General features: G+C 62.3%; 27 protein-coding genes and 1 tRNA gene. 16 read left to right on the top strand and 12 right to left on the bottom strand.

What is annotated here, in order from left to right:
- Positions 1-106: 106 nt before the first annotated feature.
- Both BN32_RS19140 and BN32_RS19135 read left to right on the top strand, forming a co-directional pair.
- Positions 107-718, top strand: a complete 612-nt coding sequence (locus BN32_RS19140; protein ID WP_019196403.1) for a 2-hydroxychromene-2-carboxylate isomerase — start codon at positions 107-109, stop codon at positions 716-718.
- 109 nt (positions 719-827) lie between these two features.
- The gene (locus tag BN32_RS19135) at positions 828-1802 is read left to right on the top strand and encodes an NADPH:quinone oxidoreductase family protein (protein WP_019196404.1); all 975 of its coding nucleotides are present in this window, start codon (positions 828-830) and stop codon (positions 1800-1802) included.
- Between the two features lie 170 nt (positions 1803-1972).
- Here the strand turns inward: BN32_RS19135 and BN32_RS19130 are convergent, their stop codons facing one another.
- Positions 1973-2869 (bottom strand): crotonase/enoyl-CoA hydratase family protein, encoded by an 897-nt coding sequence (locus tag BN32_RS19130; protein WP_019196405.1) that lies wholly within the window; start codon positions 2867-2869, stop codon positions 1973-1975.
- 173 nt (positions 2870-3042) lie between these two features.
- Between BN32_RS19130 and BN32_RS19125 the strand changes: the two genes are divergently transcribed.
- The gene (locus tag BN32_RS19125; protein WP_019196406.1) at positions 3043-3528 is read left to right on the top strand and encodes a cyclic nucleotide-binding domain-containing protein; all 486 of its coding nucleotides are present in this window, start codon (positions 3043-3045) and stop codon (positions 3526-3528) included.
- Here the strand turns inward: BN32_RS19125 and BN32_RS19120 are convergent.
- Entirely contained in the window at positions 3467-4294 is an 828-nt protein-coding gene (locus BN32_RS19120) for a metallophosphoesterase family protein (RefSeq protein ID WP_019196407.1), read from the bottom strand. The genes BN32_RS19125 and BN32_RS19120 overlap by 62 nt on opposite strands.
- A 324-nt stretch (positions 4295-4618) precedes the next feature.
- On the opposite strand from BN32_RS19120, the gene BN32_RS19115 reads away from it, so the two are divergent.
- Both BN32_RS19115 and BN32_RS19110 read left to right on the top strand, forming a co-directional pair.
- Positions 4619-4705 (top strand) — tRNA-Leu (locus tag BN32_RS19115).
- A gap of 98 nt (positions 4706-4803) precedes the next feature.
- Positions 4804-5502, top strand: a complete 699-nt coding sequence (locus BN32_RS19110; RefSeq protein ID WP_082773561.1) for a nitroreductase family protein — start codon at positions 4804-4806, stop codon at positions 5500-5502.
- 69 nt (positions 5503-5571) lie between these two features.
- Here BN32_RS19110 and BN32_RS19105 read toward each other — a convergent pair whose 3' ends face one another.
- Complete coding sequence (locus BN32_RS19105) at positions 5572-6588, bottom strand: Lnb N-terminal periplasmic domain-containing protein (protein WP_019196409.1); 1017 nt, start codon at positions 6586-6588, stop codon at positions 5572-5574.
- Positions 6589-6595: 7 nt separating this feature from the next.
- Positions 6596-8029 carry a metal-dependent hydrolase family protein gene (locus BN32_RS19100; RefSeq protein WP_019196410.1) on the bottom strand — a complete coding sequence of 478 codons (1434 nt, stop codon included), beginning with the start codon at positions 8027-8029 and terminating at the stop codon, positions 6596-6598.
- 389 nt (positions 8030-8418) lie between these two features.
- Here BN32_RS19100 and BN32_RS19095 point away from each other — a divergent pair, with 389 nt between their 5' ends.
- Entirely contained in the window at positions 8419-8625 is a 207-nt protein-coding gene (locus tag BN32_RS19095; RefSeq protein ID WP_040427306.1) for a hypothetical protein, read from the top strand.
- Complete coding sequence (locus BN32_RS19090) at positions 8622-9119, top strand: hypothetical protein (RefSeq protein WP_019196412.1); 498 nt, start codon at positions 8622-8624, stop codon at positions 9117-9119. Before BN32_RS19095 ends, BN32_RS19090 begins: the two co-directional genes overlap by 4 nt.
- A 22-nt stretch (positions 9120-9141) precedes the next feature.
- On the opposite strand, the gene BN32_RS19085 is transcribed toward BN32_RS19090, so the two are convergent.
- Complete coding sequence (locus tag BN32_RS19085; RefSeq protein ID WP_019196413.1) at positions 9142-10335, bottom strand: FAD-dependent monooxygenase; 1194 nt, start codon at positions 10333-10335, stop codon at positions 9142-9144.
- Positions 10336-10341: 6 nt separating this feature from the next.
- Positions 10342-10587, bottom strand: coding sequence for a zinc-finger domain-containing protein (locus tag BN32_RS19080; RefSeq protein WP_019196414.1), 246 nt, complete (start codon positions 10585-10587; stop codon positions 10342-10344).
- Between the two features lie 309 nt (positions 10588-10896).
- On the opposite strand from BN32_RS19080, the gene BN32_RS19075 reads away from it, so the two are divergent.
- From BN32_RS19075 to BN32_RS19060, 4 genes are all read left to right on the top strand, one after another.
- Positions 10897-12027: a hypothetical protein gene (locus BN32_RS19075; protein WP_019196415.1), complete on the top strand. Its 1131-nt coding sequence runs from the start codon at positions 10897-10899 to the stop codon at positions 12025-12027.
- 95 nt (positions 12028-12122) lie between these two features.
- Complete coding sequence (locus BN32_RS19070) at positions 12123-12875, top strand: alpha/beta fold hydrolase (RefSeq protein ID WP_019196416.1); 753 nt, start codon at positions 12123-12125, stop codon at positions 12873-12875.
- Positions 12876-13011: 136 nt separating this feature from the next.
- A complete protein-coding gene (gene cysE / locus BN32_RS19065; protein ID WP_019196417.1) occupies positions 13012-13836 on the top strand; it encodes a serine O-acetyltransferase in 825 nt (274 codons plus the stop codon).
- Between the two features lie 99 nt (positions 13837-13935).
- Complete coding sequence (locus BN32_RS19060; protein WP_002712383.1) at positions 13936-14154, top strand: DUF3126 family protein; 219 nt, start codon at positions 13936-13938, stop codon at positions 14152-14154.
- 93 nt (positions 14155-14247) lie between these two features.
- Here the strand turns inward: BN32_RS19060 and BN32_RS19055 are convergent, their stop codons facing one another.
- A complete protein-coding gene (locus tag BN32_RS19055) occupies positions 14248-14955 on the bottom strand; it encodes a hypothetical protein (protein ID WP_019196418.1) in 708 nt (235 codons plus the stop codon).
- 283 nt (positions 14956-15238) lie between these two features.
- Between BN32_RS19055 and BN32_RS19050 the strand changes: the two genes are divergently transcribed.
- Both BN32_RS19050 and BN32_RS19045 read left to right on the top strand, forming a co-directional pair.
- On the top strand, positions 15239-15559 hold the full coding sequence (locus BN32_RS19050) for a DUF6949 family protein (RefSeq protein WP_040427033.1): 321 nt from the start codon (positions 15239-15241) through the stop codon (positions 15557-15559).
- Between the two features lie 81 nt (positions 15560-15640).
- Positions 15641-16171 carry a gamma carbonic anhydrase family protein gene (locus BN32_RS19045; RefSeq protein WP_019196420.1) on the top strand — a complete coding sequence of 177 codons (531 nt, stop codon included), beginning with the start codon at positions 15641-15643 and terminating at the stop codon, positions 16169-16171.
- A 23-nt stretch (positions 16172-16194) separates the two neighbouring features.
- On the opposite strand, the gene BN32_RS19040 is transcribed toward BN32_RS19045, so the two are convergent.
- The 4 genes from BN32_RS19040 to BN32_RS19025 form a co-directional block, all read right to left on the bottom strand.
- The gene (locus BN32_RS19040; RefSeq protein ID WP_019196421.1) at positions 16195-16419 is read right to left on the bottom strand and encodes a hypothetical protein; all 225 of its coding nucleotides are present in this window, start codon (positions 16417-16419) and stop codon (positions 16195-16197) included.
- 230 nt (positions 16420-16649) lie between these two features.
- Positions 16650-17270 carry a transglutaminase-like cysteine peptidase gene (locus tag BN32_RS19035; protein ID WP_019196422.1) on the bottom strand — a complete coding sequence of 207 codons (621 nt, stop codon included), beginning with the start codon at positions 17268-17270 and terminating at the stop codon, positions 16650-16652.
- 329 nt (positions 17271-17599) lie between these two features.
- Complete coding sequence (locus BN32_RS19030) at positions 17600-18214, bottom strand: PilZ domain-containing protein (protein WP_040427302.1); 615 nt, start codon at positions 18212-18214, stop codon at positions 17600-17602.
- 168 nt (positions 18215-18382) lie between these two features.
- Positions 18383-18949, bottom strand: coding sequence for a PAS domain-containing protein (locus BN32_RS19025; RefSeq protein WP_019196424.1), 567 nt, complete (start codon positions 18947-18949; stop codon positions 18383-18385).
- A gap of 591 nt (positions 18950-19540) precedes the next feature.
- On the opposite strand from BN32_RS19025, the gene BN32_RS19020 reads away from it, so the two are divergent.
- Together BN32_RS19020 and BN32_RS19015 are read left to right on the top strand one after the other, a co-directional pair.
- Positions 19541-20311, top strand: coding sequence for a rhomboid family intramembrane serine protease (locus BN32_RS19020; protein WP_430641949.1), 771 nt, complete (start codon positions 19541-19543; stop codon positions 20309-20311).
- A gap of 200 nt (positions 20312-20511) precedes the next feature.
- The gene (locus tag BN32_RS19015; RefSeq protein ID WP_040427300.1) at positions 20512-20940 is read left to right on the top strand and encodes a CBS domain-containing protein; all 429 of its coding nucleotides are present in this window, start codon (positions 20512-20514) and stop codon (positions 20938-20940) included.
- A 24-nt stretch (positions 20941-20964) separates the two neighbouring features.
- Here BN32_RS19015 and BN32_RS19010 read toward each other — a convergent pair whose 3' ends face one another.
- Positions 20965-22005 carry a patatin-like phospholipase family protein gene (locus BN32_RS19010; protein ID WP_019196427.1) on the bottom strand — a complete coding sequence of 347 codons (1041 nt, stop codon included), beginning with the start codon at positions 22003-22005 and terminating at the stop codon, positions 20965-20967.
- Positions 22006-22301: 296 nt separating this feature from the next.
- Here BN32_RS19010 and BN32_RS19005 point away from each other — a divergent pair, with 296 nt between their 5' ends.
- Positions 22302-23330: a hypothetical protein gene (locus tag BN32_RS19005; RefSeq protein WP_019196428.1), complete on the top strand. Its 1029-nt coding sequence runs from the start codon at positions 22302-22304 to the stop codon at positions 23328-23330.
- Positions 23331-23335: the final 5 nt, after the last annotated feature.

Raw genomic sequence — 23335 nt, 5'->3', positions numbered from 1 at the left:
CATGTTGCGAAAGTTGCCCCTCAGCCCAACCCTCTCCCCGCAAGCGGGGAGAGGGAGCGACAACGAGAAGCGTGCGACGAGCGCGCAACCACAAGGAAACGCCATCATGATCGAATTCTTCTTCGACTGCTCCAGCCCGTGGACCTATCTCGCGTTCACCAACATCCAGCCGCTTGCGAAGGAGCTTGGCGCGGAGATCGCGTGGCGGCCGATTCTGGTCGGCGGTATTTTCAACACCGTCAACAAGACGATGTATGAGACGCGCGCCAATCCGGTGCCGGCGAAACAGGCCTATACTGCGAAGGACATGGCCGACTGGGCGCGGCTGGCGAACATCAAGATCAAGATGCCGCCGACGGTGTTTCCGGTGAACGCTGTGAAGTCGATGCGCGGCTGCATCTGGGCGGATACCCATGGCAAGCTGCTGCCGTTCGCAACGGCGGTGTTCGAGGCCTATTGGGGCGACGATCAGGACGTGTTCAAGGACGAGGTGTTGACGAAGATCTGCGAGCGCGTCGGCCTCAATCCGGCGAAATTTTTCGCAGGTATCGCCGAGCAGTCCGTCAAGGATCAACTCAAGGCCAACACCGATGAAGCGATTGCGCGCGGCGCGTTCGGCTCGCCGACCATCTATCTCGACAAGACCGATATGTATTTCGGCAACGACCGGCTGCCGCTGATCCGCGCCGCGCTGATGCGGAAGAAGACAGCGGCGTGACAATGGCCGCCGTGCGAACGGTTGTGTTGTTTCCGGTCGTCCCCGCGAAAGCGGGGACCCAGGACAAAGAACTGGATTCCCGCGTGCGCGGGAATGGGCGGAGAGATTAATGGTGCGCGCCGTCGTCTGTCGCGAGCTTGGCCCGCCTGAATCCCTGAAGCTGGAAGATATGCCGCGTGCTGCTCTCACATCGGGGCAGGTGCGCGTCGCAATCCATGCGGCGGGGCTGAATTTTCCCGACATCCTGATGGCGGCGGGAGAGTATCAGCTCAAGCCGCCGCTGCCGTTCACGCCGGGCATGGAAGCGGCAGGAGAGGTGATCGAGGTGGCGGACGCCGATGACGTCCGTGTCGGCGACAGGGTGATCGTGAAGGCGCGGTTCGGCTGCTATGCCGACGAGATCGTCGTGACGTCCGACCAGCTCACGCCGCTGCCGTCAACGTTCGACTATGCGCAGGGCGCGACGTTCCTCGCGGCGCACGGCACCGCGTATCACGCGCTGAAGGATCGCGCGCAGATCAAGCCGGGCGAGGTGCTGCTTGTGCATGGCGCGGGTGGCGGTGTGGGTCTGGCTGCGGTCGAACTCGGCAAGGTGTTCGGCGCGACTGTCATCGCGTGCGCGTCGAGCGAAGAGAAGCTCGCCGTGGCGCAACAGCGCGGCGCGGATCATGCCGTTCTCTATGGGCGCGAGCCGTTCAAGGACGCGGTCAAGCGCATCACCGAGGGACGCGGCGTCGACGTGGTGTTCGATCCGGTAGGCGGCGAGATTTTCGAGGACAGCCTGCGCTGCATCGCGTGGGGTGCGCGGCTGTTGGTGATCGGCTTCACCGGCGGCGTCGGTGTGGCGAAAACAAATCTGGTGCTGATCAAGGGCGCGAGCGTGCTCGGCGTGCGCGCGGGGCAGGCGGTCCGCAAAAATCCTGCGCTCGGCGTTGCGCGTCTTGCGGAACTGACACGGCTCGCCGAGGAACGCCGCATCAGCCCCAACATCTCGCATCGCCTGCCGCTTCAGGATTATGCGGCGGCGATGCGGCTATTGATGGACCGCCGCGCCATCGGGCGCGTGGTGCTGACGATGCGGTGACTATCTTATCCCTCTCCTTGTGGAAAGGGTGGCTGGTCCGAATTTATTTTGGGGGAATTTTGGGATCTACTTTCGTCATTGCGAGGAGCGCTTGCGACGAAGCAATCCAGTCTTTGGCCTTCTGGATTGCTTCGCTTCGCTCGCAATGACGGGTGAGAGATCGCGGATGCTTACTTGTATTCCCGCTCGGTCCACCACGGGAAATAGGACGGCATATCCTTCGACACCGTCTGCGCGAACTTCGCGGGACGCTTTTCGAGGAACGACATCACGCCTTCGCGCACGTCGGCGGACTGGCCGCGCGAATAGATGCCGCGGCTGTCGACCTTGTGGGCTTCCATCGGATCGTCGGCACCGAGCATGCGCCACATCTGCTGGCGGATCAGCGCAATCGAGACCGGAGCGGTATTCTCCACGATCTCGCGCGCGATGGCGCGGGCGGTGGTGATCAATTCATCGGCGGGCACCACCTTGCTGACGAGACGTCCGGCGAGGGCTTCCTGTGCCGGAAACACGCGGCCCGAGTAACACCATTCCAGCGCCTGCGAGATGCCGACGAGGCGCGGCAGGAACCAGCTCGATGCGGCTTCCGGCACGATGCCGCGCCGCGCGAACACGAAGCCGAACCGCGCATCAACCGAAGCGATTCTGATGTCCATGGGAAGTTGCATGGTGACGCCGATGCCGACGGCCGCGCCGTTGATCGCGCCGATCACCGGCTTCAATGATTTGAAGATGCGGAGTGTCACACGGCCGCCGCCGTCGCGCACCGCGTCATCGCTCCACTCAACCTCGCCGTTCGGGCGCAGCGGTGCGCTCTTGCGGTCAGGCCGTGCGGCGCGATCGAAGGTCGCGCCACCTTCGGAGAGGTCTGCGCCCGCGCAGAACGCGCGTCCCGCGCCGGTCACGATGATGGCGCGGACATTATCGTCGGCGTCCGCTGCGTCGAATGCGTCGATCAGCTCGTTCATCATGACATGGGTGAACGCGTTCATCTTATCGGGGCGATTGAGCGTGATGGTCAGGATATTGTCCTGAACTTCGTATTTGATCTGTTCGTAGGCCATCGCCGCGTATCCTCCAGCTTGTCTTGATTGTGTTCACGCGCCAGACGTGAACGGTTCCGCACCCTAGCGCAGTGACGGAAGTGCTGGCAATTTGCGCAAGCGGGACACAACTATGCGATGGACGTTTTCCGTGGCCGGGCCTAGCCTTTGCTCCTGCCAGAACGGAGACCGGCATGCGTGCAGTTCTCGAACATTGCGTCGGGCGGCAGGAAACGTATTTTCCGGCGGATACGCTGTTGATCCGGGAAGGCGAGACCACCGGCGATCTGTTTATCTTGCTGGAGGGCGAGCTTGAGGTTCGCAAGGGAGAGACCGTGGTCGCCGTGGTCACCGAACCCGGCGCTGTTCTGGGCGAGATGTCGGTTCTTCTCGGTCTGCCTCACACCGCGACGGTGCGAGTCTCGACGGGCTCGACGGTCTATCAGATCGATGATGGCAACGGCTTTCTGCGCGAAAAGCCTGAGGTCGCGCTGCTCGTCGCCAAGGTGCTTGCCCAGCGCCTGAATGCGGCGACGACGTATGTCGCAGACATCAAGCGGCAGTATGCCGGGCACGGCACCCATCTTGCGATGGTGGGCGAGGTGCTCGAGAGTCTCGTCAACCTGCCGGCGTCGAAGCCGTCGCCGGGATCGGACCGCGAGCCTGACCCGCGGCTATAAGCCAGCCGGGAAATTCTGCGATGTTTTTGGCTGGCCGCTCCAGCGGCGCGCCGAGATCGATGCATTGCTCGCCGGCTGCTGACAGCCAGAACGCCGTGCCCGCATCGAGGTCCAGCGCGATGAACGTCGGCGGGCTTCCGAACTGATGACCGGCATTGAACACCCATGTGTTGCCGACCTCGTCGAACCACGAGCCATCCTTCGTGAATGGCGACTGATGCACGTGACCCGACAGCACGATGTCGGGGCGATATCTCTCGATCCATTGCACCAGTTCGATATCGCCCTGAAAGCGCGCGCCCGCCCAACTCGTCGGTGAGTTGGCGGGCGGCGCGTGATGGATCCAGATCCAGCGGCCGCGATGCGCGGCGGCGGCGTCTTCAAGCTGCACGCCGATCTGCGCTTTCACGCGGGGGCCGTCCCACCACGGGCAGACGGTGAAGAATGTATCGCCGATGGTCAGGCTGTCGCCGTCATGGGCGATGCCGAGATTGCCGGCTTCGCCGATCCAGCGCGAAATCTTCTCGCCGCTTTCGTCGCGTTCGTCGAGATCGTGATTGCCCGAGCACAGGATGACCCGCGTCCTGGCAGCAAGCATCCGGAGATATTTCCGCACGACGACGATCTGGGCGCGGAAATCGACAGCCGATCCAATGTCGAGCGCGTCGCCTGCGATGATCACCACATCGAACTCCGGCGCTGCATTGAGCACCCAGTCGAACTGCGGCAGGGAGTAATGCAGGTCGGCGACCACGAGGCAGCGCATGACGAATCACACCCGATCTCAATTCGCGAAAGCTCCTGAAAGGAGTGTTCGCGACGATCCGTCCGGCAAGGCAGTTGTAGCGACAAACGCGGGACCTGCAAATCCGGCGCGTGACATCCAGCCGGACTTTTCGCCGCAGCATGTGTAAAATATGCCTGCTATGCCTATGTTTTTTGCATTCCGATGCACCGGGACATTGCCGCGGCGAGAGCTGTCGTCCGCCAGACGGCGGAATTGCGATGTCAGATTTAACCCGAAGGCCGACCATTTCCGCCGCAAACCGGGCTTTCAGCCGCACCCCGCGCGATGTTACAACCCGCGCGCGCGGACGTGGCGGAATTGGTAGACGCAAGGGACTTAAAATCCCTCGATGGCAACGTCGTGCGGGTTCGATTCCCGCCGTCCGCACCAAAGTCTGGGCTGCTCTGAGGCGACAGCAGCTGTCCGAACCCCGCGCCTATCTTGCGCGAAAGCCGAGAAGCCGCGAATATCCAAGCCAGTTCAGAGTCATGCGGTGGGAATCCATACAAATGCGATTTGATGACGTTATCCTCGGTCGGCGGAGCATCCGCGGTTACAAACCCGATCCAGTCCCCAAAGCGCTGATTGAGGAAATAATCGGTTTGGCAATGCGCGCTCCGTCGTCGATGAACACCCAGCCCTGGAATTTCTACATTGTCACGGGCGAACCGCTGGATCGGATTCGCGCCGGCAACACTGAGCGGATGGTGGCAGGCGTACCGCAGTCGCGCGAGTTCCGTACGGGTCAGGCCTTTGTGGGTCAGCACCGCGACAGGCAGGTTGGCGTCGCCAAGCAACTGTTCTCCGCAATGGGGATCGAGCGCAATGACAAGGATAAGCGGCAGGACTGGGTCCTGCGCGGATTCCGTCAGTTCGACGCGCCTGTATGCGTGATTGTAACCTATGACCGCGTGCTGGACGGCAGTGACGATACGCCGTTCGATTGCGGCGCTGTGGCGACCGCCCTGGTCAATGCCGCCTGGTCTCGAGGACTGGGCGCGGTGATTAACAGTCAGGGCATCATGCAGTCACCGGTGGTGCGTGAGCACGCCGGAATAGCCGACGATCAGGTCATCATGAAAAGTATCGCGCTGGGCTGGCCGGATGAAAGCTTCCCGGCAAATACGGTTGTGTCCGAACGAAAGTCTGTCGATGAAGCTACGGTGTTCGTCGGTTTCGACAATTAGGCGCGCGCACACGGGAGAGCAGTGCGGTTGCACGGCCTTCCGCGCTTCTACGGTGATGGTGTTGACGTGTCAGTGAGACACCGTCGGCAGCGACGCGCGAATGCGCTCAGGGAAATCGGATGCGCCGTCGGCGGCCCGCGCAGCCTCATTGATCAGGGAGCGCCGCCGCAGTTCGTCAAACGGCAGCGTCGTGTCCACCCGGCCTGAGTGATAGAGGTAGCTGTCGATCAGACCATTCAAGAGATGGCGAATGTCGAACCGGCCAGCGCGTCCGGCGGCATTCGCATAACGCACGATGTTGATCGTGCAACTGTTGGTCAGCAGGTGATAGAACTCCGGCCGGTCGGCGAGTTCATTGATCCGCTTCAGGTAAACCAGCAGCAGCCGGCGCGCGTCGTCGGCCGAGGTGTTGAGGCGATAGAGATAGACCGGCTCCCGCCGATGATTGGTGCGCACGCCGACGAGATCGCGCTCGTCGCCGACCAGGTAGATCAGTTCGAACTGCTTGAACAGCGATGCGACGGGCGCAAAGCCTTCACCGACCTCGGGCCGCGTTTCGATGGAAATACTCAGCGGGGGCGCGTTGTCGAAGATAAAACTTACGAAGGTGTGCCCGACCGGCCCTTCGGTAAAGTAGGACACATAGAAATCGAGCGCAGTCAGGTGCGACAGCGACACCTCGCGCTCCTCCCAGCGCACCGTAAAATCATTGCGGTTGCGGTAGTCGAAGTTGCGCACTCCGGTGATGCGCACGCGGTCTCCGTCGATGACTGCCCGGGGCATCACCGCGACTTCCGGCCGCCACTCGCGATCGTGCGAGGGAGGAATCGATATCCACCAGGCGACCACACCGAGAAACAGCGCGCCGACGACCCCGGGCATCCGCCGCTGACGCGAAAACCAGAGCGCCCAGATCGCAAAAGCTGCAAAGGCTATCGCCAGTGAAAGGCGCAGCGCTGTCCATGGCAGGTTGGAATAATAGATGGCCAGGGTGGCCCACGCGATAAGCAAGACCTGACAAAGAAACCAGATTCCCGCGATCAACCGGCCGAGAATCCGGGACAACAATCCGCGATGCGAGCTCAATCAGTCCTCACTTGGCCAAAGCATTCTTGTAGACGGTGCCGTCCTTCATGATGACCAGAAAATTCTTGCCGGGGTCAGCGATGAGATTGATATTTTCCAGCGGATTGCCGTCGACCAGCAACAGATCGGCGAGCGCGCCTTGCTCCACCACGCCGAGCTTGCCCGGATAGGGATTGCGCTTTCCGGACAGCGCCAGCAATTCGGCGTTGGTCGATGTCGCCATGATCAGCGCCTCGGCAGGGGTGTACCAGCGGACAAGCGAAGCCAGAATGGCGCCCTGTTGCTGCGCCAGCGCGCGGGAGAACAGGACGTCGGTGCCCCACGCCGTCTTGATCTTGTACTTCTTCGCCAACTCGTAGGTCCTGCCTATGCCTGGAAAGACCTCATCCGCCTTGGCGCGCTGGACTGACCCCACCGGAAAGCCCAGCCTCAAGGCCTCGGGGAGCGGCTGCATGCTCAGCCAAATGCCTTTCTCCGCGATCAGTCTGGCGGTTGCTTCGTCCATCAGCATGCCGTGCTCGATACACTTCACACCGGCCGCAATAGCCCCCCGGATCGCAGCCGGCGTAAAGGCATGTGCGGCGACGTACGTGCCCCAGTTCTCGGCCGCCTCGACCGCGGCGCGCAGTTCGGGTTCGGTGAAGGTGGTGACGTCGATCGGACTGAAGGGTGAGGACACGCCGCCGCCCGCGGTCAATTTGACCTGGGAGGCCCCCTGCATAAGCTGTTCGCGGGTGCGCAGGCGAACCTCGTCGGGACTGTCCGCGACCATGCTCCCGCCAAGCTTCTCCATGCGGGTGAGCATGCCGCCGATCGTGCGCGGCAGGTCGGTCAGCTCGCGGAAATCCCCATGCCCGCTTGTGACAGTGATAACGGCGCCGGACGGATAGATACGCGGGCCTTTGACGATGCCCTCATCGATAGCTTGCTTGAGACCAAATACCGGCCCGCCAACGTCGCGAACGGTGGTGAAGCCGCGCATAAGGGTGTCGGTCGCCTCGTCGCCAGCCGTGAGGTTGTTGTAGCCGACGTCACCGAATGCTTGCGCCGGAGTCGCCCGTATCAGCATCGCGTGCCAATGCGCGTCGATCAGGCCCGGCATCAGCGTCCGGCCGCCGCCGTCGATGATCCTGGTGGTCGCGCTGCGATCCACCGGAATGGGCGCGCGGGAAATTTGTTCGATCTGGTTGCCGCGGATCAGCACATTCGCCGGTTCGGACAACGGCGCGCTCTTGCCGTCGAAGATGCGGACGTTCTGAAAAAGTGTGACGCCGTCGCTGGCCGAGGCGGAGGGAGGTGCCGAACCGGGCGCTTGCGCCAGACCCACCTGGCAAAGTCCGATGAGGATCGCCGTGGACACCAGCGCTGGGCCTGGAATCCGTTTCAACTTCCGGGCCTTCGTCAGGCCACACAACGTGCTCAACTCTTCCTTTGAGTTCATTGGGCAATCTCCCTTTGCTCTTGAACTTCAGAATTGAAACTAGTCGCGGAGACATTCTAGCGGAGGCCGATGCCGGTGCGTCGGCGTTGGCTGTAGCTGACGGGACGCTGTGATGGCTGTCAAGGATGCTGCCGCCGGTCAGGTATTCCGAACGGCTCGAATTCTCTCATGGCGCGCCAGCTCAAAACGCCCGCGGGAGTGGCTGCTTGTGTGGTGCAAAGGATATGCCGAGAGGGGACTTCCGCTTTCGGGAGAAGGTCAGGGCACGGTTTCACGTTTCGGCCCCCCGGCGCGTGATATACATGTATACAAATTTGCGAGCAGGGTCATGGATACTGAAAATCTTGGACCGCCGCCAATCTCCTGACCTGCCGATCAAAGGACTGACAATGGACAAGAAAGCCCTGCGCGAAGAGACCGAGCGCCTCATTCGCGAGGCGATGGAGCGCAAGGCCCTTGTGGTCAAGCAGGGCAACACCCGCATCGAGGCGACGTGCGGGAAGTGCGGCAAGGCCAATCGCGTCTTGGCGGAGAAGGGCGCGACCCGCGTGAAGTTCGTCTGCAAGGAATGCGGCCAGAAGCAGGAAACGCTTTGACCGCCTTACGCTGCTTTCCTCATCACCACAAATTCAACACGAAGACCGGCAACACGACGCGCATGACACACGAGCGGACAGTTGAAAGCGAAAATTGCGATCATGCGCGGCGGCGGGTCGCCTCGCTGCGGCTCGCCATGGTGGGCGCGCTGGCGATCGGCCTCGGCGCTTGCGCAAGCGGCGGCGGATCGTCGCCCTTCGGATCGAGCGTGTTTGTCGATCCTTCCAAGTATGATCTCTACAGCTGTCAGCAGCTCGCGACCGCGCGCAAGGCTGCCAACGACCGCGTGGTCGAACTTGAAGGGTTGATGGCCAAGGCTGAAACCGGAGCGGGCGGGACGCTGGTCTCGGGTCTGGCCTATCAGACCGATTACCGCGCGCAGCGCGCGCAGCGCGACGCCATCGATGAAAAGCTCGTCCGCAACAATTGCAGCGCCGAACTCGCGCCGCCGCCGGCGGCCGCCGCCGCGCCGACCGGCAAGCGCCGCCGCTGATATCGTGGAACGCTGCGGCGTGTCAGGGCAGCCGCCAGTCGTAGATCCAGTCCTGTTTCGACAGCAGCCGTGATCCACCCAGCACCTTGATGACCTGATCGCGCGCGAAGCCGACCGGCCCGCGCAGATGATAAGTCCGCCCGTTCTTGCGGGCTGTTCGCTGGACGCGCGCCACACGCGGCGCGCGCTGGCGGGCGTATTGGACGAATGCCGCCGATGGATTCGTTGGCGAGGCTTCCAGGCATTTTGCGATCACGGCGGCGTCCTCGATCGCCATGCCCGCGCCCTGCGCGGCGAACGGCAACATGGCGTGCGATGCATCGCCCAGAAGCGCGATCGGTCCCTTGCTCCACACGCCGCCGTCGCGCATCGCGAACAGCGCCCACTTCCGCCAGCTGTCGACTGCGCCGATCATCATGCGTGCGGCGATTGGCCAGTGCGGATCCGCGAAATGATTGGCGATCTCGACGACATCGCCCGGCTCGCTCCAGCCCGGCCTGTTCCATTTGCCGGAGACGATCGCAACCATGTTGATGCGCTGTCCGCCCGACATCGGATAGGCGACCAGATGCGCGTTCGCCCCCATCCAGAGCTGCACGCGCTGCGTCATGAAGCCGCGCGGCAGTTGTGATGCGTCGACGGTGCCGCGCCATGCGATGCTGCCGGTGAATTGCGGCTGCGCCTCCGGAAAAATCTGGTGGCGGACGCTTGACCAGACGCCGTCAGCACCGATCAGCGCCAGAGCCTGCTCCTGCTGCCGTGCCGTGGCGCGGCGCTGAACCACCGTGACGCCTTTGGGATAGACGGCGACGTCTTCGAACTGCGCGCCGAGCCGCAGGTCGATGTCGGGCTGCTTCGCCACGCGTGCAAGCAGCGCGGATTGCAGGTCCGCACGGCGAACGATCCAGTACGGCGCGCCATAACGAAGGGTGGCGGCTTCGCCGAGCGGAATTCGCCCGATTTCCTTGCCGGTGCGGGCGGTCATGATGCTGATCGATTCGGGCGCGATCACGCGGGGCGCGAGAAGCGGCTCGATACCGAGATCGATCAGGATGCGGCTGGCATTGGGCGACAGTTGCAGCCCGGCGCCGGCCTCTTCGAGCTTCTCGGTGCGTTCAAGCACAACCACGCGAAAGCCGCGCGCGGCGAGCGTCAGCGCGGCCGTCAGCCCCCCGATACCCGCACCAGCGACAACGATGGTGCGTGAATCGGCCACGGGTTTTTAGGCGACTTTGTCTTTCAGGACGCATTCGGGAGGGCGCGCTTCGCCTGCCTTCAGATCGGCGGCATAGCGATACAGCGTCGAGCAATAGGGGCAGATGATCTCGTTGTCGTCGCCGAGGTCGAGGAACACGTGCGGATGATCGAAAGGCGGATTCGCGCCCACGCACATGAACTCCCGAGAGCCAATTTCGATGATGGCCACGCCCGCATCGTTATGAAAGTGAGGGACGACGTGATCCGCCATAGCAATCCTACCCCAATCCTGATCTTGCGCGTCTTTGCCCATAGCCCGGCATACAGCGACGACGCAGCCGCTGCTTCGCATCATACCGAGCGATACGACTTATTCCTAGTTCCTAGATCGCGGCGCTGGATTCGTCCAATTCGCCAGGAAGTCAGCATGTGAATTCGACACAATCCTGCCGTCTTGGGAAAGCCCTTCTTTCGTTGGGGAGGTTGTGTCCGAAAAACGGCACACCATGTCATCGGCAAGTCACAGGCTAGCCAGGTCATGGGTTCTGAACCCGGGCCTGCTGTAAGGTTGTCCTTTGCAATGAAACCAGCCCGGCGCATTGGTTTGACACTTGCGGGTGCAGTCGCATCAGTGGCGGTATTCGCCGTGGTGTGGCCGCACGCGCGTGATGCAGCAGCGCTGCTGCGGGCGCAGGACGATCCGGCACAGTTGTCGGATATTCGGGTCGATTCTGCCCTGCGAAACAACGATACCGTCATCGGGCGGGGCATCGCGCAGGCGCTCGAAGCCAACGATGCGGATCTGGCAAAAAGCTTCGCGGATCTGGCGCAGGACAAGGGTATCAAGCTGCCGCCCGGCGTGACCGAGCGCGTCGATGCCGCTATTGCCGATGAAAATTCCACGGTCAGTACGGCGCGGCGCTTTGCCGCCGGCTTCGTGACTGGCGAGGCGGATGATGTCGCCAGTCTCTCGGGCACCGTCGCGGGCGATCTGTTCGTTTTCGGCGACATCCGCGATGTGGTGCGCGAGGGCACGCGTCTGGCCATGGGCGAGAACGCCGATCAGCTGGTGCTCGGGCTGGCGAGCGTCGGCCTCGTGGTGACGGCGGCGACCTATGTGTCGGTCGGCGGCGCGACGCCGGTGCGCGCCGGCCTGTCGATGGTGAAGGACGCCCGCAAGGTCGGCCGCCTCGGCGCGGGCCTGACCGAGTGGGCAGGCCGGTCCGCGCGCGGTGTGGTCGATGCGCCGATGCTGCAGCAAGCGGTCGCCACCGCATCGATCGCGCGTCCGGGGCAGACCATCAGCGCGGTGAAAGCTGCATTCAAGGCGGAGAAGGCGGGCGCGCTGGTTCGTCTCGCCAAGGATGTGGGGCGTGTCAGCGAGAAGGCCGGCACCAGGGGCGCGCTCGATGTGCTGCGCATCGCCGACGGGCCGAAGGATGTCGCACGGGCCGCGCGGCTTGCGGAATCCAAAGGCAGTCAGACCCGCGCCATCGTGAAAATTCTCGGACGCGGCGCGCTGCTGCTGACTGCAGGTGCATTCAATCTGGCGTGGTGGGTGTTCGCCGCATTGCTGGCACTGTTCGGGTTTATCACCTCGATCAAGGCAACGACCGAGCGGTTGACGCTGTTATGGATTCAACGCTCCAAACTCAACCGCGCGCGGCGAGAACTCGCCGCGCAAGCTCAACCGCCGGCGCACGCGATCTGACACATCTGGTCAGACGCGCTGCATCCGGATAAACTGTACCCCGCACATCACGACCGCTCCGGTCACATCATCTTTCCCCAACACTGGACCATCCGATGCCGAGCTTTCACAACGGCTCCGTTGAAATTGCGTATCTTGACGAAGGCGAGGGCGATCCGATCGTCCTCGTGCACGGCTTTGCATCCACCAAGAATGTGAACTGGGTTTATCCGACCTGGACATCGACTCTGGCGAAGGCGGGACGGCGCGTGATCGCGCTCGATAATCGTGGCCACGGCGAGTCCGCGAAGCTGTACGATTCCGAGGAATATCACGTCGGCATCATGGCCGGGGATGTGCGCGCGCTGATGGATCATCTGAACATCGAACGCGCCGACATGATGGGATACTCGATGGGCGGACGCATTACCGCATATCTTGGCCAGCGCAATCCGGAGCGTCTGCGTAGCGCTATCCTCGGCGGTATCGGCATGGGTTTGATCGAGGGCGGCGGTCCGGGCGAGAATGTTGCCTCGGCGCTGGAAGCCGCGTCGCTTGATGATGTCACCGATCCCGTCGGCCGGACGTTTCGGGCGTTTGCAGATCAGACCCGCTCGGATCGCAGAGCGCTTGCTGCATGCCTGCGCGGCTCGCGGCGGCTGATGACCCGCGAGGAAGCGGCTGCGATTGCCGTTCCCACCCTGATTGCAGTCGGCACGACGGATGACATCGCGGGGTCCGCGCAACGGCTTGCGGAGGTTATTCCAGGGTCGCAAGTGCTTGATATTCCAAACCGCGATCATATGCGCGCGGTCGGCGACCGCGTTTATAAGGACGGCGTGCTGGAGTTCCTTGCCAAGCACGCATGAGGGGAAGCGCGTAGATAATTATTCTACACCGAGGGGGAGGTAATTATTCTGGCGTCAACCTTGCCGGATGTTGCGGCCTTCCAACAGTCCATTATGTGGTAAGATATCCTCCACGCTCATCAGCCGGACTCCTGACATGGCCAAGCATCATCTCGATACGAAGACGGCCCTCTCGACCGTCGATCCCGTCTGGACCCGTATCCGGGACGAGGCCGAAGAGATCGTGCAGCGCGAGCCCGAGCTTGCGACTTTCATCTATTCCAGCGTGCTGCATCACGACCGGCTCGAGGATGCGGTGGTGCACCGCATCGCCGAGCGTCTCGATCACTCTGCGCTGTCCGGCGATCTGATCCGCCAGGCCTATAACGATGCCATCGAAGCCGAGCCTGATCTGGGCAATGCGTTCCGCGCCGATCTGGTGGCCGTATACGATCGCGATCCGGCGGTGTCGCGTTTCATCGACGCGCTGCTTTACTTCAAGGGCTTCCATGCCATTCAGGCGCACCGCCTCGCGCACTGGCTGTATCACAACGGCCGCAGGGATTTTGCCTACTACATCCAGAGCCGTTCATCGGCTGAATTCCAGACCGACATCAATCCCGCCGCGAAAATCGGCCGCGGTATTTTCCTCGACCACGCCACCGGCTTCGTTGTCGGCGAGACCGCGGTGATCGAGGATGATGTCTCGATTTTGCACGGCGTCACGCTTGGCGGCACCGGCAAGGAAAACGAGGACCGGCATCCGAAGATTCGTCACGGCGTCATGCTCGGCGCTGGCGCGAAGATCCTCGGCAATATCGAAGTCGGCCACTGCGCGCGCGTGGCGTCGGGTTCGGTGGTTCTGAAGGATGTGCCGAACAACGTAACGGTGGCGGGTGTGCCGGCGAAGATCGTCGGCGAAGCCGGCTGTTCCGAGCCGTCGCGCACCATGAACCAGATGCTCAACGGCAACGGCAATTGATTCAAGCTGCGTGCGATTTATCGCGTCGCAGGCCCTAGCAGTCTGAGCCATATCGCATTAAAGCTGTCGCCAACATCATTTCCAGTTGGAGAAACGCCCGTGGACGTTACGGAAGTCAGAAAACTCGACGCTTATCTCAAGCGGCTGTTCGGCAATCCAAAAATTCGCGTTGTGCCGCGCCCGAAGAAAGACGACTCGGCGGAAGTCTATATCGGCGAGGAGTTCATCGGCGTGCTGTTCGTCGATGACGAGGACGATGATCGGTCGTTCCAGTTCCAGATGGCGATCCTCGAAACCGACATCGAGGAAGAGGTCTGAGGTTTTGCGTCATTGCGAGCGTAGTGAAGCAATCCAGAGTCAAGGAACCGAGAACTGGATTGCTTCGTCGCCTCGCTCCTCGCAATGACAAACCTAGCCGTGCGGCCTGCGCATCCGGCCGATCAGCTGGTCCATCGCAACCGCAACGTCGCGCCACTTTGACAGCCACTCGCGCGGAAATCTGAACGTCACATCCGCACCTTCGATACGACGCTCGGCAAGACACATGCCGGGCGTTTTTGCATCGCGCGTGCAGCGCGCGATAATCTGCGGCGACGAGGCATAAACCAGATCCTCGTTCGCGTAGGGCGTGTTGTCGCGGAACGGGCGGATGCTCAATCCGTCTTGCAGGCTGCCGGCATGCTGATCGAGGTAGCGCGGATAGATCGTCCGCGTCCGCTCATCCGGGGACAGCGCGTCGTGATGCGCCGCGATCGACAGGAAAATCCGGTCGATCTCCGGGAGATTTTCCTCCACCGTTTCCGCGCTGACCGGACGCCGCGCCTCGGGCGCCTCAAGCGACGGATAGGCAAAGTTGAGATCGACGCGCTCCTGAGGACCGGTGCGCTTTTGCAGTTTCACCCGGATTGCCTGGGTCGGCACATTGAACAGCGTGTTGCCGATGCTGATCGGCAGGCGCGCAGGATCACCGGCCTTTTCAACGCCCCAGGTCGGCCACAGCAGATAGGCCACGACAGCGATGGCGCACGCGCCAATCGCTCCCATGGTCAGCAGCGGCACAAGGTGGCTGCGCGGGGCGCGCCGCGCGGGGCGGGACGACGTTGACGAAGACAGGGCCATGATCGGGAAACAGACATTCCGTGAAGGTCGCCCGCCATCGCGGGCCGAATCGCTGCGATTATGCCATGCGCGGGCTGATTTCCCCCGGGTTCCGCACGACTGGGCCGCTGCTGGAGCCATGCGGCCAAGGCCGGGCGGCGGCTCGGTGTTAACCTTTCTTTAAGGATAAAGTGGCGGGCGGGGCAGCATTTTGCGAAGCCTGTGGGCGAGCCAATTGGCCGCATGCGGGTCGCGCATGACGTGCGGTTGGGCCTCGAGTGTTCTCGTGCGTTGGAAGTTTCAGATGTCGCCCGAAGCGTTGAATTCCTTCTTTGCCATTTTCATCGGATTCGCCATCGCGGGCGCGCTGACCAGCGGCTTCCAGGCCCTGATGGAAAAGCCCCCCGGTTTCGGACTGCTGATGCAGGAGGCGGGCGCCAAGGCTTTCGCCGCCGTGCCGTTTCTGGTCTTCGCCGCGCCCTTCATCATCATGCGCAACACCGTGCGCGGCCGCACCCTCGAAGGACGCCGGGTTCAGTTCGTGGCGATGGCCACCGTCATCGCCGGTTTCTGGAGCATGATGTCCGGAACATTCGTGCTGATGCTGCTCGGCGCGATTGCCTGATCTCCATCGATCGGCTGAGGCAGTCTCGCCAGACCCCGTTCGTTCGTGGCATTGTCGCGCCCGATTTAGCTGGAGACCGGAATGGCGATCTACGAACTCGACGGGCGCGCGCCCGAACTTCCTGCCGACGGACAATATTTCATCGCGGACACCGCGACGGTGATCGGCAACGTGCGCCTGAAGACCAACGCCAGCGTCTGGTTCGGCTCGGTGCTGCGCGGCGACAATGAACTGATCGAGATCGGCGAGGGCTCCAACGTGCAGGATAACTGCACCTTCCACACCGATCCGGGATTTCCGCTGACCATCGGCACGAACTGCACCATCGGTCATAACGTCATTCTGCACGGCTGCACCATCGAGGACGGCGCGCTGATCGGCATGGGCGCGATCATCATGAACGGCGCAAGGATCGGCAAGGGCTGTATCGTCGGTGCGGGCGCTATCATCACCGAGGGCAAGCAGTTCGAGGGCCGCACGCTGGTCATCGGCGCGCCGGCGCGCGTCATTCGCACGCTGACGCCCGAACAGGTGACCGCCATGACCTACGGCGCGCCGCACTACGTTCACAACGGCAAGCGCTTCAAGAAGGGGCTGAAGAAGATCGGGTGAGGACAGTGCACGGCACCTGTTAGTCAGACCAGAAGCAGCAGAATGCCGCCGACAACGATCAGTGCGAGACCGGGCCAGTTCTCCTTCAGGCTAAATCCGGCGGCGGGCTTGGATGGCTCCAGCGTGGGGTCCGGCGAAGCTGCCGACGTTCGCCTGACAGAACTGAGCCGCGCGCGAAACATTGGTTGAGCCGCCAGGAATATCACGCCGCCGAATATCAAAATCGCGCCCAACAGAATGGTCAGCATCCTCGCCTCCGAGGTCGCACCGTTATGTCAAAGCCGGGCACGCGACTTGGTTCCGACGAGATGGTCTCGTTCGTTGTGACGCGTCAAAAAGTTGCGGCCAGCCCTGGGGGAGAGCTGGCCGCGCACGAACCGGTCTGGGACGGGGAGGGGTGGGGATACGACCGGGTCGTGGGTTCCTATCTCTTCAAGTATTCAATTTTGAGCATGACGTTTCGATCATGCTCCAACTCTCAGCGTGAACTTGCGGTGGCAACGGCTGGACGCGAGTCTCCAAGCGAAACCCAGGTGTTGGCGTCGGTCTGCGACTGCCGCTTCACGAAGCGATAGCCGGTGTCGGTCCAGGCGACGACGTCTTCGTTCTGGTTGTCGAGGATGAACTCGCCCTTGTCGGACTTCACCGTCAGCACCGCGTGGCCTTCGCCCTTCTTGTCGCGCACCACCGTGATCAGCAGCGCTTCGCGCGGCCAGCCGGCGTCGATCAGCATCTTGCGCTTGAGCAGGACATAGTCCTCGCAGTCGCCATATCCGTCGGACGGAAGCGACCACTTCTCGATGACGCCCCAATGATCGATGTCGGTCATCGGCTTGACGGTCTCGTTGACCCAGCGATTGACCCGCAGCAGATCTTTCCACGCCGCCTGCGTCATCACGATGTCGCGGGCCTGCGTCGCGCCGCCCCGGCAATCGCGTGGATTGTCGTTGCAGAATTCAACCCAGCCGATCGGCGCACGCGTCGTGTCGCCCAGGCTGGCATAAAGCGCTCGTTCGCCTGCGGCATGCGCCGCAACCGTCATTCCCAACAGGCCGGCAGCAACCGCCAGACCGACTCCCCGTCCACGAATTGAAAACATTGTGGCCCCCGTTTCTTGTTGGGACCACTTTTCACACAAAGGATTTTCGCGGCGGCTAAGTCGACGAAGTACAATTAAAACGAATACAAGTAAAAGCTGGGGCTAATTCGATATATACTTGAGTAAAATGAGCATAAAATTTGAAATATCGACAATTGATTCAAATTTTATCTATTATAGTATAAGATACTGATAAGACTGGTATTTCTCCGATATAATGGCCAGGGCTGATCGGTCAAACCGGGCGCGCAAACAGCGTCAGGGCGACACCCGGATATGGGTATCGCCCTGATTGGCCTCAAAACTCAGAAACTGGTAACCGCGGCTCTTTACTGCGCGCTTACGTTGTCTTCGACAGTCTCGGGAAGCTGCGCGTGAACGAACTCGATCGCGAAGCCTTCTTCGAGGTGGCGGACGACCCGGGCCTGCACGCGGCCGAGGGTGACCGGTTCGCCGACCAGCGGCTTGATTTCGGCGGCGAGGGCCGCGCCGGACAGCGATAGGTCCATGATCCGGCAGGCCATGGCCCGGCCATCGTCGAACTTGAGAACCGACATCGGGTTGCGCGGCACGATACGGTCGTGGCGGCGGTCTTCCGGCAGATTGAGGATCTGGCGGTTGGCAAGCCAGGTGAGCTGGGCGGCGAGTTTGTCACGCTTGCGGGGTGTCGCGCCGACCGTCATTGCGAAGCCGTTGTCGAGCAGGCGGGTGATCTTGCCTTCGACACGGCCGATATGATCGAGATAGGCAACGACACGTTCGCCGACATTGCCGATGCCGGGCGCCAGCATGGCGAGGCCGCCGGGAGACATATTGATGACCTGGCACGGAAACTCACGCCGGTCCGCCAGCATGTAGCGGCCGAGCAAATGCACCTTCACGCGCTGAAAGCGTCGCCGCTCCTGAGCGGACGGACGAATCGATTGTCTTTGCACCAACGCCATCATCAACACCGGTCGACCGGTTTTTCGGTATGATCGACCTTACGGCTGTCTGGGTTAACGATGCGTTAGCCCTAACGAAGTGCGACGCCCCAGTGATCTGGTTCTGACATTCGTATCAGAACTTTCGCAGGCACTTTTACGAATGTCAGAACCGTCGGATACGGGACACTAGCGCAGGCCTTCGTAAACGGTGAGGCCGCGGATCAGCGACCACCTCCGGAGCGCGCGCGGGCGGTTGCGGTCCTGCTGCAGATGACGCCAGGACGTCACGCTGAACTCTTTCAGGGTGCCATAGATCTGCGATCCCTCGATGGGACTGAGGGGAGCGAGCAATCCGGTCAGGCTGACGGGGCTGTGGGAGCGGGCGCTGAACGGCAAAAGCAGCAGTTCGAGATGAATTCGGGCGGCATCCGGAGACAGCGCAGTCACGCCGACGACGGTGGCCTGGGTTTCCTCCGCGACGATCCCGAGGATGTCCTTGATCTCTTCGCGATCGGCGTCGCGGAACAGGTCGGTGAAACTCTGCCCTTTCAGGTCGCGGCCCAGCAGAGCGCACATCCGGGTTCCGGCCACCCGGAACGGGTACTCGGCGAGGGCATCGCAGGACAGGACGAAGATGTCGCCGAGCAGGTGCCGGACCTGATCGGGCGCCAGATCGCTCCGTTCGGGCGCGGCAGCGCCGGCGCGTTTTTCGTCCCAATAGGCGTAGAATTCCCGGCTTGCTGGATGCTTCATCGCTCTATCCCGCGGACGAAGCGGGACAGATTTGTCCCGATTTCAGGCACCGCGAGGCCCCTTTCTGTTGTGCGGGACTTGAGGTGCAGCGTCTATGCCGGAACCGGGATTCTGCGCCCAGCGGGGCTGGTTTGCTAAATTAACGTTAAATTAACTACGAGCTTCGTGGATATGCGTATGGCGGCTAGTATCCAGCCACTCGAGCGAATTCAGGAAAAGTGGGAACCGGTTTTCCGTTCGAATTCGCTCTGATTTATGCGTTAGCGCGTTTTCTTCACGCGAACCGGTGCCCACTTCGCTTGAAAACGCGCTATGTCGCCGGTCTTCTCCAGGGATCGGCGAGTGGCACGACGAACTCAGGTTGAACGACAGGCGGCGGAAAACGATCTGGTCATTGTACGGGGAGGGGTGGGGATGCCCGGAGCGTGAAGCAGCGCTCTCACTCGAAAGACCGTACAAAAGACCGGCGCGACCAAGGGAGGGCCTTCAGCCCTCCCTTTTTCTTTTGTGCCGCGCTGGCCCTTCCGCTTGCACCGCACCGCCAAAGCCGCCTATCTCAGAAGGTATCCCACGCTTCGGACATTGTGCGCCTTGGACTCTCCTCAATCCCCCCGCGAACCTATCCTCACCATCCCGTTCGGAATGACGGCGGTTCTCGTCATTATGGCCGGCATCCACGGCCTGCGCGCTCTGTTGCCGCTTGCGACCGATCAGGAAGTGATCTGGACCTTCGGCTTTGTGCCCGCGCGTTACGACGCATCGGTGCTGGCCGGACAGTTTCCCGGCGGTGTCGGCGCGGAGATCTGGACGTTCCTGACCTATGCCTTCCTGCATGCGGATATCACCCACATTGCCTTCAACATGCTGTGGATGCTGCCGTTCGGCAGCGCCGTCGCGCGCCGGTTCGGGACGATGCGGTTCTTCGCGTTCTTCGCCGTCACCGCGATTGCGGGCGCGTTCGCGCATCTGGTGACGCATCAGCACGAGGTCGCGCCGATGATAGGTGCGTCCGCAGCGGTGTCGGGCATGATGGCGGCGGCGATCCGCTTTGCTTTCCAGTACGGAAGTTTCCTGTCTTTCCGGCGCGGCGATGCTGCGGCCGCGGCGCGGGTGCCGGCGCTTTCGCTGATAAAGTCGTTGCAGAACTCAAGCGTGCTCGGCTTTCTTGCAGTCTGGTTCGGCCTCAACATCATCACGGGACTCGGTGCGATTGCCATCGGCGCGTCCGCGCAGAGTATCGCGTGGCAGGCGCATATCGGCGGTTTTGTCGCAGGCCTGTTGTTGTTTTCATTGTTCGATCCGGTGCCGCGCGCCATCGTGCAGGACAACAAGGCTGGCGTTTCGCCGCCTGCGGCAGACTGACCTGCGTCTAATCTTCTGCAGTGCGGGCAGCCATGCGGCCTCATGCGCCGCCTTGCGAGCCGGTGGTATTTGCTCCATCATCCGGTCTGGTATTTTGGGAGACGCGCGCGAAACCAATCAGACGGTACGTTGTTTGACTCGACGGCAAAATTGACAACTGCGCCTGCATGATCGCGTGGTCGAATTTTCGGGAGGCTACAATGACAGTTCGAGCAGTTCTGGGTAGCAAGGGCCACCAGGTAATCAGCGTATCGCCCGACGCCAAGCTTTCGGCCGCAGTCAAGATTCTCGCCGAGCGCCGCATCGGCGCCGTCATGGTGATGAGCGGTCAGAAAATCGAAGGCATCCTTTCAGAGCGCGATGTCGTGCGCGTGCTGGGCGAGCGTGGTGCGGCCGTGCTCGAAGAACCTGTCCGTAGTGTCATGACGTCGAAGGTCATCACCTGTCATGAATCGGACACTGTCGGCGCCATCATGGAAATCATGACGTCCGGAAAGTTCAGGCATCTGCCCGTTGTCGAGAACGACAGGATTGTCGGTCTGATTTCAATCGGCGACGTGGTGAAGTGGCGCGTCGCAGAATACGAGCGCGAGCAGGAAGCGCTGCAGGACTATATCAAGACGGCCTGACAGCTTCCTTGCGAGACGCAGCCGTCAAGGCTGCGTCGGCTGTGCCGTGCCCGGCGTCTGGTTCGACGTCGGGGTCAGCAGCTTGATCGCTTCCTGAATCGATTCAATGTTGCGTTCGGCTGCGCGCGTGCCGTGGTTGATGATTTCCTCGGCGCGATGGAAGTCGAACCATCCGACTTTGCCGACGCGGGGCGAGATCAGCACGTCCGGGGGGTCGCCCGCGAGGCGCGAGCGCGTGATGCGGTCCTGCATGATGTTGAAGGCCTCGACCATCACCGTGGAAATTCCCGGACGCCCGGCGCTGCCGAAGAATTCCCGCTTCACGGTTTTTTCGGCCGAGAAGAATTTTCCGAAGCCGCGCTTTTCCGGCACGGCCGGTTCGGCCGGCGGTGCGGGTTCTTCCGCGACCCTTCCGTGCGCAGAGATAATGGTGCCGTGGCCGAAGACGTCGGTGGACACGTTGCAGGCGATCACGATTTCCGCGCCGAGCGCGCGCGCTGCCGATACCGGCACTGGATTGACCAGCGCGCCGTCCACCAGCCATCGCTCGCCGATCAGCACCGGCTCGAAGATCCCGGGCAGGGCGTAGGATGCGCGCACCGCATCGACCAGCTTTCCGTTGGTGATCCAGATTTCGTGCCCGGTGTTGACCTCGGTGGAGACCGCGGCGAACTTCAGCGGAAGTTCGTCGATGTAGGTGCCGCCGAACGACGCTTCGAGCTGGGCCGCGAGCTTGCTGCCGCCGATGAGGCCCGAGCCGTTGAGGCGGATGTCGAGGTAACTGAAGATGTTCCGCGGCAGCAGACCCTTGGCCCACGCTTCCAGCGTGTCGAGATGTCCTGCGGCATAGGAACCGCCGACAACCGCCCCGATGGAGGTGCCGACCACGATGTCCGGGACGATGCCGTTGGCGAGAAGCGTGCGCAGGATGCCGATATGGGCAAACCCACGCGCCGCGCCGCCTCCGAGCGCCAGCCCGATCGTCGGCTTCTTCGCAACTGCCGCCCCCAGCTTCATCTTGTTCCTTGCACCGTTGTGGCGAAATCCAATCAGACTCTCGAGCAACGTCGGTCTCCTGAAGCCCCATGACAGCGAATCGGTCGCCTTGGACCGGATTTGGTCATGAGAACGCGAATTGGGTGTGATTGTGTTGTCGGCACGCGTCTCGCGTAATCAGGAAATGTGACTGTAGCGCGGCTTCTGCCGGGGCAGAAGGCGCTATTCCCTGGATAGCGGCTCTGGAAAACTCCAGAAGGCTGTCGTCAGGCTTGAATTTGCCTCGTTTTCGGTGAAAAACCACCGCCATGACAGCCCCCGGACACAGCCGCAGGACAACCGTCCGCGGTGCGCGGACAGGCTCCATGGATCCTTTGCGTCGTCGCGCACTGGCATGGATGCGCGTGCTGGCGTGTCTGCTTGCGATTGTGGTCTCGCAGCCTGCGGCCGCCCAGTTCGTCGGCGACGCGCCGCCGCCAATTCCTCCGGCCAATGTTCCCGAAACGCCGACGCCATCGGGCCCCGCGATCAGCCTCGCGCCGCCGTCCGGGCCTGCCGCAGCACCGGGATTTCCCGCAACCCTGACGCAGCCGCCGGTTACCACTGCGCTGCCGCCGCAGCCTGCGCCGACGCCGGCGCAAGGTGTCCTCGCGCTGACCGCACGATTCGGAAAGGATCTGCCGCCCGTCAGCAGCGGTGTGGTGTGGCGCGTCTACTCCGACAAGCCCGATGCGAGCGGCGCTTTCCAGCTCGTGCGAGAAGACCGCAACCCAACCCCGAACATCGTTCTGGCTCCCGGCGGCTATGTCGTTCACGCCTCGCTCGGTCTGGTGAGCGCGGTTCGCCCGGTGACGCTGCGCAACGAGACGGTGCGAGAGCAGTTCGATCTTCCTGCAGGCGGCCTGCGCATCGAGGGCCGCGTCGGCACCACCAAGATCCCGCAGGGACAGATCACGTTCTCGATCTACAAGGGCAGCCAGTTCGAAGTGGGCGAGCGCGCGCCGCTGGCGCAGAACGTCGCCGCGGGCGATGTGATGCTGGTGCCGGACGGCACCTACTACATCATCTCGAACTACGGCGACGCGAACTCGGTGGTGCGCTCGGACATTCGCGTGCAGGCAGGCAAGCTGACCGACGTCACCGTGACCCATCGCGCGGCCGTCATCACGCTCAAGCTCGTGAGCGACAAGGGCGGCGAAGCGCTCGCCAACACCGCATGGTCGGTCATCACGCCCGCCGGCGACGTCATCAAGGAATACAACGGCGCGTTTCCGAAGGTTATCCTCTCGGAAGGCGAATATCGCGTGATCGCAAAGAACGAAGGCAAGGTGTTCGAGCGCCCGTTCAACGTCAGCAACGGTGTCGATGGCGAAGTCGAAGTCATCGCGCGATAGGCGTG

Source organism: Afipia birgiae 34632 (genome assembly GCF_000308295.2).
In the GTDB taxonomy this organism is placed as follows: Bacteria; Pseudomonadota; Alphaproteobacteria; order Rhizobiales; family Xanthobacteraceae; genus Afipia; species Afipia birgiae.
Note: the sequence above shows the minus strand (reverse complement) of the source record. Positions and strands in the feature narration are given on the sequence as shown.

What these genes read in the sequence shown, in the direction of transcription:
- BN32_RS19140 (WP_019196403.1), top strand. Translation starts at nt 107, where the DNA reads ATGATCGAATTCTTCTTCGACTGCTCCAGCCCGTGGACCTATCTCGCG.
- BN32_RS19135 (WP_019196404.1), top strand. Translation starts at nt 828, where the DNA reads ATGGTGCGCGCCGTCGTCTGTCGCGAGCTTGGCCCGCCTGAATCCCTG.
- BN32_RS19130 (WP_019196405.1), bottom strand. Translation starts at nt 2,869, where the DNA reads ATGGCCTACGAACAGATCAAATACGAAGTTCAGGACAATATCCTGACC.
- BN32_RS19125 (WP_019196406.1), top strand. Translation starts at nt 3,043, where the DNA reads ATGCGTGCAGTTCTCGAACATTGCGTCGGGCGGCAGGAAACGTATTTT.
- BN32_RS19120 (WP_019196407.1), bottom strand. Translation starts at nt 4,294, where the DNA reads ATGCGCTGCCTCGTGGTCGCCGACCTGCATTACTCCCTGCCGCAGTTC.
- BN32_RS19110 (WP_082773561.1), top strand. Translation starts at nt 4,804, where the DNA reads ATGCGGTGGGAATCCATACAAATGCGATTTGATGACGTTATCCTCGGT.
- BN32_RS19100 (WP_019196410.1), bottom strand. Translation starts at nt 8,029, where the DNA reads ATGAACTCAAAGGAAGAGTTGAGCACGTTGTGTGGCCTGACGAAGGCC.
- BN32_RS19095 (WP_040427306.1), top strand. Translation starts at nt 8,419, where the DNA reads ATGGACAAGAAAGCCCTGCGCGAAGAGACCGAGCGCCTCATTCGCGAG.
- BN32_RS19080 (WP_019196414.1), bottom strand. Translation starts at nt 10,587, where the DNA reads ATGGCGGATCACGTCGTCCCTCACTTTCATAACGATGCGGGCGTGGCC.
- BN32_RS19075 (WP_019196415.1), top strand. Translation starts at nt 10,897, where the DNA reads ATGAAACCAGCCCGGCGCATTGGTTTGACACTTGCGGGTGCAGTCGCA.
- BN32_RS19070 (WP_019196416.1), top strand. Translation starts at nt 12,123, where the DNA reads ATGCCGAGCTTTCACAACGGCTCCGTTGAAATTGCGTATCTTGACGAA.
- cysE (WP_019196417.1), top strand. Translation starts at nt 13,012, where the DNA reads ATGGCCAAGCATCATCTCGATACGAAGACGGCCCTCTCGACCGTCGAT.
- BN32_RS19055 (WP_019196418.1), bottom strand. Translation starts at nt 14,955, where the DNA reads ATGGCCCTGTCTTCGTCAACGTCGTCCCGCCCCGCGCGGCGCGCCCCG.
- BN32_RS19050 (WP_040427033.1), top strand. Translation starts at nt 15,239, where the DNA reads ATGTCGCCCGAAGCGTTGAATTCCTTCTTTGCCATTTTCATCGGATTC.
- BN32_RS19045 (WP_019196420.1), top strand. Translation starts at nt 15,641, where the DNA reads ATGGCGATCTACGAACTCGACGGGCGCGCGCCCGAACTTCCTGCCGAC.
- BN32_RS19040 (WP_019196421.1), bottom strand. Translation starts at nt 16,419, where the DNA reads ATGCTGACCATTCTGTTGGGCGCGATTTTGATATTCGGCGGCGTGATA.
- BN32_RS19035 (WP_019196422.1), bottom strand. Translation starts at nt 17,270, where the DNA reads ATGTTTTCAATTCGTGGACGGGGAGTCGGTCTGGCGGTTGCTGCCGGC.
- BN32_RS19030 (WP_040427302.1), bottom strand. Translation starts at nt 18,214, where the DNA reads ATGGCGTTGGTGCAAAGACAATCGATTCGTCCGTCCGCTCAGGAGCGG.
- BN32_RS19025 (WP_019196424.1), bottom strand. Translation starts at nt 18,949, where the DNA reads ATGAAGCATCCAGCAAGCCGGGAATTCTACGCCTATTGGGACGAAAAA.
- BN32_RS19015 (WP_040427300.1), top strand. Translation starts at nt 20,512, where the DNA reads ATGACAGTTCGAGCAGTTCTGGGTAGCAAGGGCCACCAGGTAATCAGC.
- BN32_RS19005 (WP_019196428.1), top strand. Translation starts at nt 22,302, where the DNA reads ATGGATCCTTTGCGTCGTCGCGCACTGGCATGGATGCGCGTGCTGGCG.